This is a genomic window from Mycobacterium sp. NPDC006124 (assembly GCF_040614235.1).
Classification (GTDB): Bacteria; Actinomycetota; Actinomycetes; order Mycobacteriales; family Mycobacteriaceae; genus Mycobacterium.
Map to the genome: position 1 here is coordinate 591,301 of NZ_JBEXUA010000001.1, position 16,826 is coordinate 608,126.

Below are 16,826 nucleotides of genomic sequence, written 5' to 3' on the forward strand. Positions count from 1 at the left end.
CGGCTTAGCGTACCGGCAGCGAGTCGTCGCGCCGGAGCACGAAGAAGTACGGGCGCGACGAGCCGCGCAAATCCATGGCTCCGAGCACGGTCTGCGATCCAGGCGTGTCGTCGAGCACCCGGAACACGTCGTTGATGGGCAACTGGTCGTAGACCATGGTGGCCGCCTCGACCCCGCGATAGCGCGTCGTACGCAACCGCGCCTTGGGTGCGGTGGTGCCGAGGACGGGCTTGAGCTTGGCGATCGGACCGGAGAAGTCGAGACCCTTGAGCCCGGGGATGCGGGTGACTACGCCGAGGCCGCCGAAGGCCAGCGCGGGGTTGAGAGCCCACAGCGCCGAGCCGTCGGCGGTCGGGAACAGCAGGGGGTGGACGGTCTCGGCGTCGACGAACTGCTTGCCCCACCATCCGCTGGCCGCCAGCAGGCCGTCGAGGGGGTGGTTGGTCGGCAGTTCGGCGCCGCGCCAGGTACCGATCATGAAGTCCGGGTCGGCGGCGGGCGCGGCGTCGAAGATCGTCAGTGCCTCGGAGGCCGTCGCGGGTGCGTCGGGCAGAACGTCGGTCAGCAGCATGCCCACAGCGTACTTGACAGGTGTCAAGTTCGACGACCGCCCAATCGGGCGGCTAGACCAGCAGCCCCGCCGGATCGGTGAACGGCAGACCGAGGTCGGCGGCGACCTGCTCGGAGACCAGTGCGCCCTCGTGGGTCGAAAGCCCCTTGGCCAGAGCTGAATCGGCGGCGCAGGCGGCCTTCCAGCCCTTGTCGGCGAGCTTGACCACGTACGGCATGGTCGCATTCGTCAACGCGAACGTCGACGTCCGCGGCACGGCTCCGGGCATGTTGGCGACGCAATAGAACACCGTGTCGTGGACGGCGAACGTGGGGTCGTCGTGCGTCGTCGGACGGGAGTCCTCGAAGCACCCACCCTGGTCGATGGCGATGTCGACCAGCACGGCACCCGACTTCATGCCGGCCACGGTCGAGTTGGTGACCAGCTTGGGCGCCTTGGCCCCGGGGACGAGCACGGCGCCGATGACGAGGTCGGCCTGCTTGACGGCCTCCTCGAGTTCGAGCGCCGAGGAGTAGCGGGTCTCGATGGCGCCGCCGTACTCCGCGTCGATCTTGCGCAGCGTGTTGACGTTGAGGTCGAACACGGTGACGTGCGCACCCATGCCCCACGCCACGGCAGCGGCGTTGTCGCCCGCCATGCCGCCGCCGATCACGACGACCTTGGCCGGGGCGACGCCGGGAACGCCGCCCATCAGAACGCCGCGGCCGCCCTGGGTGCGCATGAGGTGATACGCGCCGACCTGGGCCGACAGCCGACCGGCGACCTCGCTCATCGGTGCCAGCAGCGGCAGTGCGCCGTCACCGGTCTGCACCGTCTCGTAGGCGATCGACGTGGTGCCCGACGCCATCAGCGCGTCGGTGCAGGGCCGCGACGCCGCGAGGTGCAGGTAGGTGAACAGCGTCTGCCCCTTGCGCATCCGGCCGTATTCGGCCTCGATGGGCTCCTTGACCTTGAGCAGCAGGTCGGCCTCGGCCCAGACCTGCTCGGCACCGTCGACGATCTGCGCGCCGGCAGCCTTGAAGTCGGTGTCGGAGATGGCCGAGCCGTCGCCGGCGCCGGTCTGAACGAGCACGTCATGGCCGCGGCGGGTCAGTTCGGCCACGCCGGCCGGGGTGATCGCCACCCGGTACTCGTTGTTCTTGATCTCGGTCGGGACTCCGACGCGCATGACAGCTCCTTCAGTCGACATCTCTTGGGTTGAATTGTGAAGAACGTGCGATTCGATGGCAACGGGATCGAGATAGATTCGATAAAGTCGCTTCATGTCAGAACGATCTTCGAAAATCGTCGGCGCAACGCCGGAGCCGCCGAAGAATGTTCGCGGCGCGGATCTGGATGCCACCGATCGTCGCCTGCTGACCGCTCTGCACCGTGACGCGAGGATGTCGAACACCGCCCTGGCCGACCTGGTCGGGATCGCGCCGTCGACGTGTCACGGGCGGGTGCGGCGCCTGCAGGACATCGGCGTCATCCGCGGATTTCACGCTGACATCGACCCGTCGTCGATAGGACTGCCGATGCAGGCGATGATCTCGGTCAGCCTGCAGGCCAGCGCCCGCGGCAAGATAGGCAGCTTCATCCAGAACATCCGCACCCGGCCGCAGGTGATGGACGTCTACTTCCTCGCCGGCGCCGACGACTTCCTGCTACACGTGGCGGCGCGCGACACCGACGACCTCCGCTCGTTCGTCGTGGAGAACCTCAACTCCGACGCCGACGTGGCCGGCACCCAGACGTCGCTGATCTTCGAGCACCTTCGCGGAGCTTCGCCGCTGTGAGGTCCGGCGGGCAGGAGCGGAGCGACCCGGGGATTGGGTCCGGCGGGCAGGAGCGGAGCGACCCGGGGATTGGGTCCGGCGGGCAGGAGCGGAGCGACCCGGGGGTGGGGTCCGGCGGTGACCTCGACCGGCTCTATGGCGTCGACCCGGCCGAGTTCACCGAATTGCGCAAGGAATTGGCGGCGGCGGCAAAGGCCCGTGGCGACGTCGACGGCGCCAAGGTGATCGGTGCGTCACGGCGACCGACGACCGCCGCGTGGGTGGTCAACGCATTGGTCCGGGCCGACCCCACCGCCAGGGGCAGGCTTGACGACCTCGGAAACCGGCTGCGTGCCGCGCACGCGGCCATGAACGGCAGCGGCATCCGCGAGGCGTCGGCGGCGCAACGCCGGCTGATCGACGAGCTGGTGCGCGCGGGATTCGCCGCTGCGGGCGTGCTGCACCCGTCGGCCGCGCTGCGCGACGACGTCGTGGGCACGTTGCAGGCAGCCGTCGCCGATCCCGACGTCGCGGGCCGGCTGGGCCGCCTCGCGAAGGCCGAGAGGTGGTCGGGCTTCGGCGAATTCGGCACGGTCACCGCGGTGGGGCCCACCAAGCGCACTCCGCCGCCGCCGAAGCGCGGGGCCCCGGCCGATCGCGGAGCGGAGCTCGCCGCAGCGCGGGAGCGCCGGTCCAGGGCTGCGGCGGACCTCGAGGCCGCCGAGGCGGCGAATGCCGCCGCGGTCGAGCAGGTGTCCGAACGCACCGCGGCGCTCGCCACCGCACGCCGCCGGTACGAGAAGCTGCTCGAATCCGTCGACGCCGCCGAGCAGGCGCTGAACGCCGCCGACGAGGCGTTGGAGCAAGCCACGCGGGACGCCGCGGACGTGGCCGGGCGGACCGCCGCGGCGGAGACCGAACTCGCCGGCGCCGAGGCCGACTGTCAGCGGTTGGCGGCGAGCACCGACAACAGCTCGTAGCCGACGTGTGCAGCGGCGATGCCGGTGATCTCGGCATGGTCGTAGGCCGGGGCCACCTCGACGATGTCCGCGCCGACCACGTTGAGCCCGACCAGTCCGCGCAGAGTGTTGAGCAGTTCGCGCGAGGTCATGCCGCCGGCCTCCGGGGTCCCGGTCCCCGGCGCGTGAGCTGGGTCGAGGACGTCGATGTCGACCGAGACGTACACCGGGCCGCCGTCCAGGCGGGCCCGCATCCGGTCGACGATGCTCTTGACCCCGTCGAATTGGTAGTCGTCGGAACGGATCACCTGGAATCCCAGTACGGCGTCGTCCTCGAGGTCCTGCTTGCCGTAGAGCGGGCCGCGGATGCCGATGTGCTGGGAGCGTTCCATGTCGATCAGGCCCTCTTCGCTGGCCCGGCGGAACGGCGTGCCGTGGGTGTAGGGGGCGCCGAAGTAGGTGTCCCAGGTGTCGAGGTGAGCGTCGAAGTGCAGCACCGCGATCGGTCCGTGGTCGCGCGCCAGCGAGCGCAGGATGGGCAGGGCGATGGTGTGGTCGCCGCCGATGGTGAGCACCGTCGACCCGTGCTTGCGCAGGTCGGTCATCGAGGAGTCGATCGTGGTGATCGCGTCCTCGATGTCGAACGGGTTGACGGCGATGTCACCGCAGTCGGCGACCTGTTGGCTGGCGAATGGCGAGACGTCGAGGGCGGGGTTGTAGGGCCGCAACAACTTCGAGGCCGCCCGCACGTGGCCCGGGCCGAAGCGCGCGCCGGGCCGGTAGGACACACCGCTGTCGAACGGGATGCCGACGATGCACACGTCGGGATCGGTGATCTGGTCGGCGCGAGGTAGGCGGGCGAAGGTGGCCGGGTCGGTGTACCTGGGGACGCGGCTGGCATCGGGGGGACCGACGACGGGACGGTCTGTCACGAGATCTCCTTGGAGTCGACGGAGGCGAGTTCGCCGGACACGTCCAGCGATCGGGTGACGGCGACGTAGACCAGACCGGAGACGACGAGGCCGACGATGAAGGCGATGTCGACCTCGCCGAGCGCCTCGGCGGCCGGGCCGACGAAGAACGGCAGGTCGACGAAGGGAATCTCGGCCAGCACGCCGGCGCCGAAGGCGACCAACCCGCGCCACGACCACGCACCGTAGATGCCGTTGGGCGTGAACAGGTCGGCGATTGCGTAGTGCCCGCGGCGGACGAAGAAGTAGTCGGTCAGGTTGACGGCGGTCCAGGGGGCGAGCAGATAGAGCATGATCAGCAGCGTCGTGTTGAGCGCCGTGGTCGCGTCGGACAGCAGCAGGCTCATCACCAACCACGCCACCGCCAACACGGTGATGGTCACGACGCGCAGGTTGCGCGTCGGCGTCACCGATCTCAGCGAGTCCAGACCCGTGACGACGGTGAGCATTCCGCTGTAGGCGTTGAGTCCCATCGTGGCCACCAGCACCAGGGTCGAGACGACCGCCAGCACGCTGCCCAGGTAGGAGAAGACGTCGTTGCCGGTCTGGTTGATGCCGGCCAACGCGTCGCTCGCGCCGAGGTAGGTGGCCATCCAGGCGCCGAGCGGGATGAGCCAGGCTGGCGACGCGGCGGCGCCGACGAACACCGAGCCGATGATCGCGGCCGGCTTGGTGTTTCGTGGCAGATAGCGGCTGTAGTCGGACACGTACGGCGCGTAGGTGATGTTGTAGGACGCCGCCACGCTGAACTGGACCAGGAACGCGACGAACGTGAAACCGCCCGGATTGGAGGCAGTTCCGATCACTCCGCCGAACAACACGCCACAGGTCAACACGATCCACAGCGGCAGTGAGACCCAGAACAGCACGCGAAAGCTCTTGTGCAGCAGATCGTGTCCGAAGATCGCGACCAGTGCTGCGATGACGGTGATGACCACGGCCACCACGACGGGGTTCCAGCCGAAGATCGATTCGAGACCTGATTTGATGATCACCACGTCGACCACGTTGAAGCCGACGAAGGTGAACAGCGTGCCGATCAGCGGCAGCAGCACGCCGCGGTAGCCGAACTGGGCCCGGGACTGAATCATCTGTGGCAGGCCGAGCACTGGTCCCTGGGTGGCGTGGAATGCCATGAACAGCGTGCCGAAGGCGATGCCCGCCAGGCCCGCGACGATGGTCCACGACAGGGACAGCCCGAGGCTGGGGCCGACGAACCCGAGGGCGAGGGTGAACGGCTGGAAGTTGCCGACGAACCAGAACGGGCCCTGGTGGGACACCTTCCCGTGGCGTTCGTCGTCGGGTACGTAGTCGATGGACCTGGTCTCGATCATCGAACCCGCGCGGCCGTCGGCGGCCGCGGACGTGGTGGACATGCTGTCTCCCGCAGGTCTGGTGTCGGTCTTCGCCTGACGGCGAAGGTGGTGCACGTCACCTTGCGCCAGTCGCCGGCGCGGCGCCATGGCCGAAGTGTTCAATCCATCCATTACGATTGGGCGAATTGCACAATTGCCGCGTGGCCCGGAGGTTCGCGAGATGATCACCGTCGCCGACGTCGTCACCGATCCCACCCTGAATCTCCAGGTCGTCGCCGGATCGACCGGCCTCAACCGCCAGGTCACCTCCGCGCACGTGTCCGAACTGACGTCCCCACGCGACTGGCTGCGCGGCGGTGAACTGCTCATGACCGTCGGCCTGCTGTTGCCGATGACCGTGCCGCGGTGCCGGGACTACCTCTCCGAGTGCGACCAGGCCGGCGTCGCGGGTGTCGCCCTGGGGTTGGGGCACGGCCTGCCCTATCGAGACTGCCCCGATGCGCTGCGGCGGGCCGCCGGGGAGGTCGGCGTGCCGCTGCTGGTGGTCCCCGACGAGACGCCCTTCATCGCCGTCACCAAGTGGGTCTTCGAGACCATCGCCGCCCAGGAACGCCACGACCTGCAGACCGCGATGGAGATCAACCGCACGCTGACGGCGGTGGCCACCGATGCGGCGCCGTTGGCAGCGCTGCTGGCGGCGTGGTCGGCGGCCAGCGACACGCCGTGCGTGGTCTGCGACAGCCGGGGGCGTCTGATGGCGGCGACGGAGAGCGCCGACCCCGACTTCGTCGACCGGGCCTGCCGGGCCCCGTTCGACCCGCGGGCCGGACGCGGGAGTTGGGCGATGGTCGGGGACGTGGAGGTCCACCGCGTGGGGGCCGACGTCACGCTGGCCTACGTGGTGCTCGGGGCGGACATGGATGCGACCTCGCGCAATTCCTCGACCGTGTTGGTGTCGCTGATCGCGTTGGACGTCGAGCGGCGCAACCTCTCCGACCAGACCGAGTGGCGCCGACGCGGGCAGGTACTGACCCAGCTGCTGCGCCCCGGGATCAAACCCGAACGCGCCCAACATCTCTCGGCGAGCATCGGTTTGACCGGCAGCCACTACCAGGTCGCCGTGATCTCGGCCGGGGACCCGGACGCGCTGGCGTTCCGCGTGCACCTGGGCCTCGACGGCGCCCTGGTGCGGGTGCACGGCGCCACGGTGGAGGTCGCGCACTCCGACCCGGCGACGCTGGCCCAAGCGGTCGCGACCCACGCCGACGGGAGGCCCGCGGGCATCGGTGCGGCCACCGCACCCGAGACGCTGGCGGTCTCGGCGATGCAGGCGCGCTCGCTGTTGCCGATCAGCGAACAGCTCGGCCGCGTGGTCAGCGCCAGCGAGGGGGAGACGGTGTCGCTGCTGCTGTCGTTGGGTCCGCCCGAGGTGGTGCGCGGGTTCGCAGACGCCGTGCTGGCCCCGTTGGACCACCTCGATCCCCGCGACCGGTTGGAACTACTGCGCACCTTGGACCAATGGCTGCGTGTCAACGGCGCCTGGGACCCGGCGGCACAACGACTGTCGTTGCACCGCAACACCGTTCGCAATCGGGTCGACCGGATCGCCGCGTTGACGGGCCGGCGCCTCGACGACGGTGACGACCGGATGGAGCTGTGGTTGGCGCTCAAGGCCAGGGCCGCCCTGCCCCGCTGAGGACCCTGTCGGGAAGTAGGCTGCCCCCATGCGTGTGGGAGTGCTGGGTGCCAAGGGCAAGGTCGGGGCCACCATCGTCGACGCCGTCGCGGCCGCCGACGATCTGACCTTCACGGTGGGCGTCGACGCCGGCGATCCGCTGACCCTGCTCACCGACCACCGGACCGAGGTCGTCGTCGACTTCACCCACCCCGACGTGGTGATGGACAACCTGGAGTTCCTGGTCGGCGCCGGTATCCACGCCGTCGTCGGTACCACCGGATTCACCGACGAGCGGTTGGCCCGGGTGCGGTCGTGGCTCGAGGACGCGCCCGGCGTCTCGGTGCTCGTCGCACCCAACTTCGCGATCGGCGCCGTGCTGTCGATGGAGTTCGCCCGGCAGGCCGCCCGCTTCTTCGAATCCGCCGAGGTCGTCGAACTGCACCACCCGCACAAGGCCGATGCTCCGTCGGGCACCGCGACTCGCACCGCGCGGATGATCGCCGAGGCCCGCCGGGGGATGGCGCCCAGTCCGGATGCGACCAGCACCGGCATCGACGGCGCCCGCGGCGCCGACGTCGACGGGGTGCGGGTGCACTCCGTGCGTCTCGCGGGACTCGTCGCCCACCAGGAAGTGTTGTTCGGCACCATGGGGGAGACGCTGACGATCCGCCACGACAGCCTGGACCGCACGTCGTTCGTGCCGGGTGTCCTGCTGGGCGTACGCAACGTCGCCGACCACCCGGGGCTGACGGTGGGGATCGAACCCCTCATGGGATTGTGACGAGCGCTAGCGCGAGGAACCGACGATCGTGACGAAGTCCGCCTCCGGCGAGGGTTCGCGGGCGCTGCGCATCCAGGTTCTCATCGGCTTCATGTCCCTGGCGATGCTGGTGTACTTCGTGTTGCTGGGCCGGGCCGGGGTGCTCCTCGTCGCGTCCGGTCGACCCGCGGCGATCGGTCTCGGCATTGCGATCTTCCTGCTGCCGGTGGTGGGTCTGTGGGCCCTGATCGCCACGCTGCGTGCCGGTTTCGCGCATCAACGCCTGGCCCGCCTCGCGAGGGAGAGGGGCATGGAACTCGACGTCGACGCGTTGCCGCGGCGGCCGTCGGGACGCATCGAACGCGCGGCCGCCGACGAACTCTTCGACAGCGTGCGCACCGAGGTCGAGGAACACCCCGACGACTGGGTGCGGTGGTACCGCCTGGCCCGCGCCTACGACTATGCCGGTGACCGCGGCCGCGCCAGGGAGACGATGCGCAAGGCCGTCGCCATGCAGGAGCAAGAGCGGTGAGCAGGACGCTACTGATCCTTCACCACACGCCGTCGCCGCACGCCCAGGAGATGTTCGAGGCGGTGCTCGCCGGGGCCACCACCCCGGAGATCGAGGGCGTGGACGTGGTGCGTCGGGCCGCGCTGACGGTGTCGCCGACCGACGTGCTCGACGCGGACGGGTACGTGTTGGGCACGCCCGCCAACCTTGGCTACATGAGCGGGGCTCTCAAGCACGCCTTCGACGTCTGCTACTACCCCTGCCTCGACACCACCCGGGGGCGGCCGTTCGGCCTGTACCTGCACGGCAACGAGGGGACCGAGGGTGCCCAACGAGGTGTCTCGACCATCACCACCGGGCTCGGCTGGGTGAAAGCTGCTGAGTACGTCGTGGTTTCGGGCCGGCCGACCAAGGCGCACCTACAGGCGTGCTGGAACCTCGGCGCCACGGTCGCCGCCCAGCTGATGGAGACGGACGCGTGACCGGACGCGTTTCATGCATCATTGCGCTCGTCGACGTCTACGCTGACGGCCACGCTCATCCACGACGAAGGGGCCGCAGATGGGGATCGCCGATTTCGCCCTCGCAGGGGCGCCGATCGCCGGTGGCGCACTGCTTGGGGTCGTCGCGGGCAATCTGCGGGGGCCCGACGTCAGGGGCTTGATCAAGCAGGACATGGATCTGCTGGAACGGCTGCCGCCCGAACAGACCGAGCGGCGAGCCGAACTCCAACGCGTCATCGACCTTCGGGTCGACGACCTGATCGCCGCGGTCGACAAGAACCGGTCTCTGCTGGAGGTCGCCCAGTCCTACCGGGGAAACTGGCGCGACATCGTGGTGTTCGTGTGCGCGGTGCTGTTCACCATCGTGTGGTGGAACGTGAGCCACAGCCGCACCAACTGGCTGGTGATGTTCGTCCTGATGATCGTGGTGTCGGTGGTCGCGGCCGTCTACGCCGCCCGCGGGATCTTCCGCGCGCTGGCGTCATTTGGGCGTCACCGCGATCAGAAGTGATAGGTGTCCGACGGGGCCGGGGCGTGATCGGGTTCGTCACCGTACTCCGAGGTGTGGATGCCATAGGCCTTGGCGAGATCGAGGATCTTCGTGGCCCGCGCGATGCGCGGTAGGTCCGAGCCGTTGCGGATCTCCCCGCCGTCGCGCTGAAACTCGGCGAAGAACTCTCTAGCCCAACTGATTTCGTCTTGGGAGGGTGACAGTCCCTCGTTCACCGCGGGACATTGGTCCGGTGTCAGGCAGATCTTGCCGGTCATGCCGAACTCGACGGAGACGGCGCTGGCCTCGATCAGCTTGAGCGCGCTCGACCCGATGGTCGGTCCGTCGATGGCACTGGGCAGATGGGCGGCCTTGGCGGCGATGGTGAAGCGCGACCGGGCGTAGGCCAGTGTGGCCGGGTTGTCGCCGAAGCCGGTGTCGCGGCGGAAGTCGCCGATGCCGAAGGCGAGCCGGAACGTGCCCTTGGTCGCGGCGATCTCGGTGATCCGCTCCAAACCCCGGGCGGTCTCGACCAGCGCCACGATCGGAACGTCCGGCAGCCGCTTGGCGGTCTCGATGACGTGGTCGACGGATTCCACCATCGCCAGCATCACCCCGCCGACCGACGTGCCGGCCAGCATCTCCAGATCGTCGGCCCACCACCGGGTGCCGAAGCCGTTGATGCGCACCCAATCGTCGTTCCCCGAGGTCAGCCAGGTGTGCACGTTGTCGCGCGCGGCATCCTTGTCCTTCGGTGCGACGGCGTCCTCGATGTCGAGGACGACGATGTCGGCGCGAGAGTGCGCGGCCGGCGCGAACCGGTCGGCCTGTGCTCCGTTGACCAGCAGCCAGCTCCTGGCCAGGACCGGATCGATGCGAAATCCCGGGTCGGAGGGATCGGTTTCGGAGGAGGCTTGGTCGTACACGGGTCAATGGTCGCCTACGGCGCGACGACTAGGCAAAACGGCCCCGTCGGCGACCTCAGCCCAGCTTGGCGCCGAAGAAGCTCTTCATGGCCTCCCAGTGCCGCTGGGCGGCGTCGGGATCGTAGACCGCGTCGTGGTCGGAGACGGCGAATCCGTGCGCGGCGGGATAGGTCTCGATGGTGTGCTCGACACCCGCGGCCGTGAGCGCCTTCTCGAGGGTCTGCGCCTGCTCGGCGGTGAAGGAGCCGTCGTTCTCTGCGCCGGCGACGTATACCGCGGCGGTGATCTGATCGGCCAGCAGGTGCGGGCTGCCCGGATCGTCGGATGCCAGACCGCCGCCGTGGAAGGACATCGCCGCCGCCACCCGCTGCGGGACCCGCCCGGCGACGACGAGGGACGTGCGTCCGCCCATGCAGTACCCGGTGGTGGCGAACGTCGTGCCGGTGACCTCGGGCCGCGATTCGAGGTAGTCGAAGAACGCGATCGCGTCCTGCGCCATCCGGTCGGGAGTGACGCTGCCCATCATCGACATGACCCGGGCGCGTTCGTCGGGGTCGCTGAAGGCGGTGTTGAGGTCGAAGGGTGCGTAGTCGCCGTGGCGGTAGTACACGTCGGGGACCAGCACGGCGTAGCCGTAGTCGGCCAGCTTCTGGGCCATCTCGTCGAAGACCGGGCGTCGGCTGCCGGCGTCGGGGTACATCACGACCCCCGGCCACGGCCCGTCGCCGTCGGGTGTGGCCAGGGTGACCGAACACGTTCCGTCGTCGGTCTCGATGGTGTCGGTAATGGTGGGCATGGCCTCCGTTGTACTCCCCGACGCTGCCCGTAAACTGGCCAGGTGCCGTCTGATGTCCCGGGTCGCTCCGCTCCTGCCCTCCGGACGCCGTACGAGGATCTGCTGCGACTGGTGCTGGAGACCGGGACGCCCAAGTCGGATCGCACGGGCACCGGAACCCGCAGCCTGTTCGGGCATCAGCTCCGGTACGACCTGGCCGAGGGCTTCCCGCTGATCACCACCAAGAAGGTGCACCTCAAGTCCGTCGTCTACGAGCTGCTGTGGTTCCTGCGCGGTGACTCCAACGTGCGCTGGTTGCAGGAGCACGGCGTGACGATCTGGGACGAATGGGCAAGTCCGACAGGTGAACTGGGCCCGGTGTACGGCGTCCAGTGGCGATCCTGGCCGACGCCCTCTGGTGAGCACGTCGACCAGATCAGCGCAGCGCTCGAATTGCTCAGGGCCGACCCGGACTCGCGGCGCAACATCGTCTCGGCCTGGAACGTCGGCGAGATCCCGCAGATGGCGCTGCCGCCGTGTCACGCGTTCTTCCAGTTCTACGTCGCCGACGGACGGTTGTCGTGTCAGCTCTACCAGCGCAGTGCGGATCTGTTCCTCGGCGTACCGTTCAACATCGCCAGCTACGCGCTGCTGACCCACATGATGGCCGCCCAGTCCGGTCTCGACGTGGGCGAGTTCGTCTGGACCGGCGGTGACTGCCACGTCTACGACAACCACGTCGACCAAGTCCGGCTGCAGCTGACCCGTGATCCCCGGCCATATCCGAAACTCGTTCTGGCTCCACGTGATTCGATCTTCGACTACACCTACGACGACATCGCGGTGGTCGACTACGATCCGCATCCGGGGATCAAGGCCCCCGTCGCCGTATGAGGACTGCTTGCAGGTCGGAGCGTCGTTCATGAGCGTTGGTCTCATCTGGGCGCAGTCGACCTCCGGCGTCATCGGGCGCGACGGCGGCATCCCGTGGCGACTGCCCGAGGACCAGGCGCGCTTCAAGGAATTGACCCTGGGCCAGACCGTCGTGATGGGTCGGCTGACGTGGGAGTCCCTGCCGCCGAAGGTGCGGCCGCTGCCAGGACGCCACAACGTCGTCGTCAGCCGGGACGCCGCTTACGAGGCCGACGGGGCGACGGTCGTCGGCAGCGTGGAGGAAGCGCTCGGCGACGGCGACGTCTGGGTGATCGGCGGCGCGCAGATCTACGCACTCGCGCTGGCGTGTGCGGACCGCTGCGAGGTCACCGAGGTCGACGTCGAACTGACCCGCGACGACGACGACGCTGTCGCACCCGTGCTCGACGAGGGCTGGGTAGGCACTGACGGTGAGTGGCTCAGCAGTACCTCGGGCCTGCGCTACCGGTTCTCCAGCTACGTACGGGCATGAGGCTCACGAGCGGGCAGGCGCGCCGAATCGCCGTCGCTGCCCAGGGGTTCACCGAGCCCAAGCCCACCGGGGCGGTGACGCGTGCCCACCTCAAGCGCCTGGTGTCCCGCATTCAGGTACTGCAACTCGATTCGGTGTCGGTGGCCGTGCGGGCGCACTACGCGCCGATCTTCAGTCGGCTCGGGCCGTATGACCGCGGTCTCCTGGAGCGGGCGGCCTGGAGTCATTCCGCTCGGTCGCCGCGCCTTCTCGTCGAGTACTGGGCCCACGAGGCGGCCCTGATGGCGGTCGACGATTGGCCGTTGTTGCGTTGGCGCATGCGCGAATACGCCGACGGCAGGTGGGGTAAGGAGATCGTCCGCAAGAACCGGAGACTGGCCGCCGACGTCGTCGCGGCGGTCGCCGAGATCGGTCCGTCGACCGCGGGTCAGATCGAGGCGCACCTCGCCGCCGAACCGCGTGGGCGCAAGGGCCCGTGGTGGGACCGCAGCGACACCAAGTGGGTGGCCGAGGCGCTGTTCGCGTCGGGAACGCTGACGACGGCGACCCGGGTGGGGTTCGCCCGGCACTACGACCTCAGCGAGCGGGTGTTGCCACCGGAGGTGTTCGCGCGTGAGGTGCCCGACGCCGAGGCGGTGCGGGCGTTGGTGCTTCGGTCGGCCACGGCGCTCGGCGTCGGTACCGAGACCGACATCCGGGATTACTTTCGGTTGGGTGCGGGTCAGGCCAAGCCGGTGATCGCCGACTTGGTCGCCGAGGGGGAGCTGGAGCCCGTCGAGGTGCAGGGGTGGACTGCACCGGCGTACCTGCGGGCGGGTCAGACCGTGCCGCGGACGAATCGGGGGACGGCGTTGCTGTGCCCGTTCGACCCGTTGATCTTCTTCCGGCCGCGCGTCGAGCGGCTGTTCGACTTCCACTACCGCATCGAGATCTACGTTCCGGAGCCCAAGCGGCAGTTCGGGTACTACGTCTGGCCGCTGATGCTCGACGGGGAGCTGGTGGGCCGGGTGGACCTCAAGGCCGACCGTGCCCGGGGTGCGCTGAACGCGGTCGGCGCGTTCGCGGAGCCCGGTCAGGATCCAGGTCGGGTGGCCGAGGCGCTCGCCGGTGAGTTGCGCACGATGGCGACGTGGTTGGAGCTCGACGACGTCGTGGTGGGGGACCGCGGCGACCTGGTGGGCGAGCTGCGCCGAGCGTGTGGCTGACGGTCGAGATTCGGTCCGATTCTCGCCACGAGACCCACGCGCGGCGACGGGCGCGCCTCCGTCAGCTCAACGGGATGTCGTTGTCGCCCTTGGACTCCTGATAGCGATCCGACAGCGCGGCGTAGCGACTCTTGATCCGCGCGGTCTGCATGCGCAACTCCGACCGCAGCGGTTCCTCCTCGGACTCGACGAGGTCGGCCAGCGCGTACGCGGTCCAGAACGCGTTGGACCGCCGGTAGCCGCCGGGCTCGAGCCCGAAGAGCTCCTTGAGGATCACCAGGTCGTGGGGAATGGCGAAGCTGTCCCGGGAGTCCTCGTGACTGTAGAAGTAGTAGAAGTTGTCGAATCCCGCCCACGTAATCGCCGACATGCACAACGTGCACGGTTCGTGGGTGGTGAGGAACACCAACTCACTGGTTGGCAGGCGTTGCGCCAACCCGTAGAACTGGTTGAGGGTGTTGATCTCCCCGTGCAGCAGCGGGTTGTCGGTCTCGTCGTTGGTACCCGCCACCACGAGCGAAAGGTCGGACTTGCGCAAGATCGCCGCGCCGAACACCTTGTTGCCCGCGGCGACCCCCTGCTCGGTCAGCGGAAGGATGTCGTCGGCGACGACGGCGAGTAGGCGAGCGGCGATGGTCAAGCCTTCTCCTCGGCCAGCTCTGGTACACCCTTGCCGCGGAACACGTTGATGCCGAACACGATTGCGCCGATCACCAGCCACACCAATCCGCCGATCTTGGCCAGCGAGTCCGCGTTGAACAGCACGTAGCCGATGATCAGGAAGCCCAGAGTCGGCACCACCAGATGCAGCAGGTAGTTCTTGGACTTCTGGCGCACCAGGTAGTACCAGACCACCGACACGTGCAGCAGGCAGAAGCCGAACAGGGCGCCGAAGTTGACCAGCGAGGAGATCAGGCCGATCTGACCGACGAAGAAGAGCACCAGCACCAGGCTCAGCGCACTGACCACGAGGATGGCCGCGACGGGCACCTTGCGGGCGCTGATCTTCGACAGGAAGTGGGGCAGTTGGCCGTCGCGGCTCATCGAGTACAGCAGCCGGCTCGTCGCGGCCTGAGCGGCCATCGCGTTGGCGAAGCCCACCGCCATGACGTTGACCGCGAAGAACGCGTTCATCCAGCCGGTGTTGGACGCCGCCTGCACCAGCGTGAAGAACGCGTTGCCCGCCTCGTCGTCGCTGAAGGACTCTCGACCACCGGCCAGCAGGCTCGCCAGCCACGTCTGCGTGATGAACAGGAACGCGACCACGAACAGCGCGATGATCATCGCTCGACCCGCGGGGTTCTTGCGACCCGTCGACTCCTCGGCCAGCGTCGAAATGCCGTCGAAGCCAAGGAAGCTCAGCACGGCGATCGACAGCGCGGTCGCGATCAGCGGCGCGGTGACGGTGCTCGAGTCCCAGATCGGCAGCGTGCTCCACCCCACGTTCGGCAGAGTCTGGCCGTTGATGGCGCGCACCGCGATGACGACGAAGACCACGACGAAGACGAGTTCGATGGCCAGGAACACCCGGTTGGCGAACTTCAGGAGGCTGATCCCGGCGAGGTTGATGATGGTGTTGACGATGACGAAGACGATCGCCCACACCCACCTCGGGCTGTCGGGGAACAGTCCCACCATCGACTCGGCCGCGAACACGTACAGCAGCGTGGGCACCAGCAGGTAGTCCAGCAGGATCGCCCACCCCGCGAAGAATCCCACGCTGGGGTGGATGCCGCGGCCGACGTAGGAGAACACCGAGCCGGCGAGCGGAAACGACTTCGCCATCTGCGAGTAGGCCAGCGCGGTGAAGATCATCGCGATCAGGCCGATCAGGTAGACCAGCGGCACCATGCCCGACGCGCTGTTGTACACGGTGCCGAAGATGGCCCACGGTGCGATGGGCACCATGAACACCAGCCCGTACACCAGCAGGTCCACCGTCGACACGGAGCGGTTGAGTTCCTGTGTGTAGCCGAAGGATTCGAGGGTGCGCTGTCCCTGTGCGGGCTGCGCGTCGGAGTTGACCACGAGGGTTCCTATCGGTCGTGTTCGGAGAGGAAGGAGGAGATGACGGCCCGGAACTCCGCCGGTTGCTCGAGATGCGTGCAGTGGCTGGCACCGGGGAAGACGTGACTGCGTACGTCGGGGATCCGGTCGACGAACGGCTTCCAGGTGGCGGGAGTGGCCTCGTCGAACTCGCCGGCGACCACCAGCGTCGGCGCCGCGACCTGGTCGAGGCGGTCTTCGATCGACCACGACTTGAGCGTGCCGAGGACGTGGAACTCGTTGGGGCCGTTCATGGTGTGGTACACCGTGGGCTCGGCTTCCATCTGGGCCTCGCTGTCGAGGAAGTCCCGCGGCGTGGGCGTCAGACGGCAGACGTGGCGTTGGTAGAACTCCTGCGTCGCGGCGAGATACTCCGGGTCGGTGACGGTGCCCGCTTCCTCGTGGCGGTCGAGTGCTCGCTGGGTGTCCTCGGGCAGTTCGGAGCGCAGCAGGGCCGCGGCTGCCATCCACAGCTCCATCGACGCCGGCGAGTTGCAGATCGACAGGGAAGCCAGGCCGTCGGGCCGGCGAACGGCGATCTCGGCGCCGAGCATGCCACCCCACGACTGACCGAGCACGTGGTAGCGGTCGATTCCCAAGGCCGCACGCACGGCGTGGAACTCGTCGACGAACAGGGCCGGGGTCCAGAAGTCGCGAGGAGCGTCGGGCAGATGCGTGCTCCGGCCGCAGCCGATCTGGTCGTAATGGACGACGACGCGGCCGGTCTCGTCGGCGAGGGCCGCGATGTTGCGTACGTAGTCGTGCGCCATGCCGGGACCGCCGTGCAACACGAGAAGTGGGATGGCGTCTGCGCGGGGGGAGTCGGGACTGGTGATCTGTACCCAGGTCTCGCCGTCGAGGAAGGGCACCGTGCGGGTCTGGACGGGCATGGCGCTCAGCATGTACCCACAATGGTCTTGCTGCAAGACCAATCGATGGGAATTAACATTTCG

19 protein-coding genes are annotated in these 16,826 nt (G+C 68.4%); 10 read left to right on the top strand and 9 right to left on the bottom strand.

From position 1 onward, the window contains the following. Positions 1-4 precede the first annotated feature (4 nt). The gene (locus ABZ195_RS02795) at positions 5-571 is read right to left on the bottom strand and encodes a DUF4334 domain-containing protein (RefSeq protein ID WP_355214631.1); all 567 of its coding nucleotides are present in this window, start codon (positions 569-571) and stop codon (positions 5-7) included. A 52-nt stretch (positions 572-623) separates the two neighbouring features. Next, entirely contained in the window at positions 624-1,739 is a 1,116-nt protein-coding gene (gene ald, locus ABZ195_RS02800; protein ID WP_355214633.1) for an alanine dehydrogenase, read from the bottom strand. Between the two features lie 94 nt (positions 1,740-1,833). Here ald and ABZ195_RS02805 point away from each other — a divergent pair, with 94 nt between their 5' ends. Continuing rightward, a complete protein-coding gene (locus ABZ195_RS02805) occupies positions 1,834-2,349 on the top strand; it encodes an Lrp/AsnC family transcriptional regulator (protein WP_355214634.1) in 516 nt (171 codons plus the stop codon). Then, a complete protein-coding gene (locus tag ABZ195_RS02810; protein WP_355214636.1) occupies positions 2,346-3,308 on the top strand; it encodes a hypothetical protein in 963 nt (320 codons plus the stop codon). Before ABZ195_RS02805 ends, ABZ195_RS02810 begins: the two co-directional genes overlap by 4 nt. Here ABZ195_RS02810 and speB read toward each other — a convergent pair. Both speB and ABZ195_RS02820 read right to left on the bottom strand, forming a co-directional pair. Beyond that, a complete protein-coding gene (speB, locus tag ABZ195_RS02815) occupies positions 3,272-4,219 on the bottom strand; it encodes an agmatinase (RefSeq protein ID WP_355214638.1) in 948 nt (315 codons plus the stop codon). The two genes, ABZ195_RS02810 and speB, sit on opposite strands and share 37 nt — an antisense overlap. After that, complete coding sequence (locus tag ABZ195_RS02820; protein WP_355214640.1) at positions 4,216-5,634, bottom strand: cytosine permease; 1,419 nt, start codon at positions 5,632-5,634, stop codon at positions 4,216-4,218. Before ABZ195_RS02820 ends, speB begins: the two co-directional genes overlap by 4 nt. 160 nt (positions 5,635-5,794) lie before the next feature. Here ABZ195_RS02820 and ABZ195_RS02825 point away from each other — a divergent pair, with 160 nt between their 5' ends. The 5 genes from ABZ195_RS02825 to ABZ195_RS02845 all read left to right on the top strand — a co-directional run bounded on the left by ABZ195_RS02825 (position 5,795) and on the right by ABZ195_RS02845 (position 9,537). After that, positions 5,795-7,270, top strand: a complete 1,476-nt coding sequence (locus tag ABZ195_RS02825) for a PucR family transcriptional regulator (protein ID WP_355214641.1) — start codon at positions 5,795-5,797, stop codon at positions 7,268-7,270. A gap of 28 nt (positions 7,271-7,298) precedes the next feature. Then, positions 7,299-8,033, top strand: a complete 735-nt coding sequence (gene dapB, locus ABZ195_RS02830) for a 4-hydroxy-tetrahydrodipicolinate reductase (protein WP_355214642.1) — start codon at positions 7,299-7,301, stop codon at positions 8,031-8,033. Between the two features lie 91 nt (positions 8,034-8,124). Continuing rightward, positions 8,125-8,544 carry a hypothetical protein gene (locus ABZ195_RS02835; protein WP_355214941.1) on the top strand — a complete coding sequence of 140 codons (420 nt, stop codon included), beginning with the start codon at positions 8,125-8,127 and terminating at the stop codon, positions 8,542-8,544. Positions 8,545-8,594: 50 nt separating this feature from the next. Next, on the top strand, positions 8,595-9,005 hold the full coding sequence (locus ABZ195_RS02840; protein WP_355214943.1) for an NAD(P)H-dependent oxidoreductase: 411 nt from the start codon (positions 8,595-8,597) through the stop codon (positions 9,003-9,005). A gap of 79 nt (positions 9,006-9,084) precedes the next feature. Further along, positions 9,085-9,537, top strand: a complete 453-nt coding sequence (locus ABZ195_RS02845; RefSeq protein WP_355214643.1) for a hypothetical protein — start codon at positions 9,085-9,087, stop codon at positions 9,535-9,537. Here ABZ195_RS02845 and ABZ195_RS02850 read toward each other — a convergent pair. Together ABZ195_RS02850 and ABZ195_RS02855 are read right to left on the bottom strand one after the other, a co-directional pair. Next, positions 9,528-10,442, bottom strand: coding sequence for a CoA ester lyase (locus tag ABZ195_RS02850; protein ID WP_355214644.1), 915 nt, complete (start codon positions 10,440-10,442; stop codon positions 9,528-9,530). The genes ABZ195_RS02845 and ABZ195_RS02850 overlap by 10 nt on opposite strands. Positions 10,443-10,497: 55 nt before the next feature. Then, entirely contained in the window at positions 10,498-11,238 is a 741-nt protein-coding gene (locus ABZ195_RS02855; RefSeq protein WP_355214645.1) for a dienelactone hydrolase family protein, read from the bottom strand. Between the two features lie 42 nt (positions 11,239-11,280). Between ABZ195_RS02855 and ABZ195_RS02860 the strand changes: the two genes are divergently transcribed. The 3 genes from ABZ195_RS02860 to ABZ195_RS02870 are packed head-to-tail and all read left to right on the top strand — an operon-like array spanning position 11,281 to position 13,827. After that, complete coding sequence (locus ABZ195_RS02860; RefSeq protein ID WP_355214646.1) at positions 11,281-12,111, top strand: thymidylate synthase; 831 nt, start codon at positions 11,281-11,283, stop codon at positions 12,109-12,111. Positions 12,112-12,139: 28 nt separating this feature from the next. Further along, entirely contained in the window at positions 12,140-12,622 is a 483-nt protein-coding gene (locus ABZ195_RS02865) for a dihydrofolate reductase (RefSeq protein ID WP_355214648.1), read from the top strand. Continuing rightward, complete coding sequence (locus ABZ195_RS02870; RefSeq protein ID WP_355214650.1) at positions 12,619-13,827, top strand: crosslink repair DNA glycosylase YcaQ family protein; 1,209 nt, start codon at positions 12,619-12,621, stop codon at positions 13,825-13,827. Before ABZ195_RS02865 ends, ABZ195_RS02870 begins: the two co-directional genes overlap by 4 nt. 61 nt (positions 13,828-13,888) lie before the next feature. Here the strand turns inward: ABZ195_RS02870 and ABZ195_RS02875 are convergent, their stop codons facing one another. From ABZ195_RS02875 to ABZ195_RS02885, 3 genes are read right to left on the bottom strand one after another with little or no spacing between them, the layout of a single operon-like run. After that, positions 13,889-14,467 carry a nucleoside deaminase gene (locus tag ABZ195_RS02875; RefSeq protein WP_355214652.1) on the bottom strand — a complete coding sequence of 193 codons (579 nt, stop codon included), beginning with the start codon at positions 14,465-14,467 and terminating at the stop codon, positions 13,889-13,891. Beyond that, entirely contained in the window at positions 14,464-15,855 is a 1,392-nt protein-coding gene (locus ABZ195_RS02880) for an APC family permease (protein WP_355214654.1), read from the bottom strand. The genes ABZ195_RS02875 and ABZ195_RS02880 overlap by 4 nt, the downstream gene beginning before the upstream one ends. An 8-nt stretch (positions 15,856-15,863) precedes the next feature. Then, a complete protein-coding gene (locus ABZ195_RS02885) occupies positions 15,864-16,763 on the bottom strand; it encodes a proline iminopeptidase-family hydrolase (RefSeq protein ID WP_355214656.1) in 900 nt (299 codons plus the stop codon). Between the last annotated feature and the right edge of the window lie 63 nt (positions 16,764-16,826).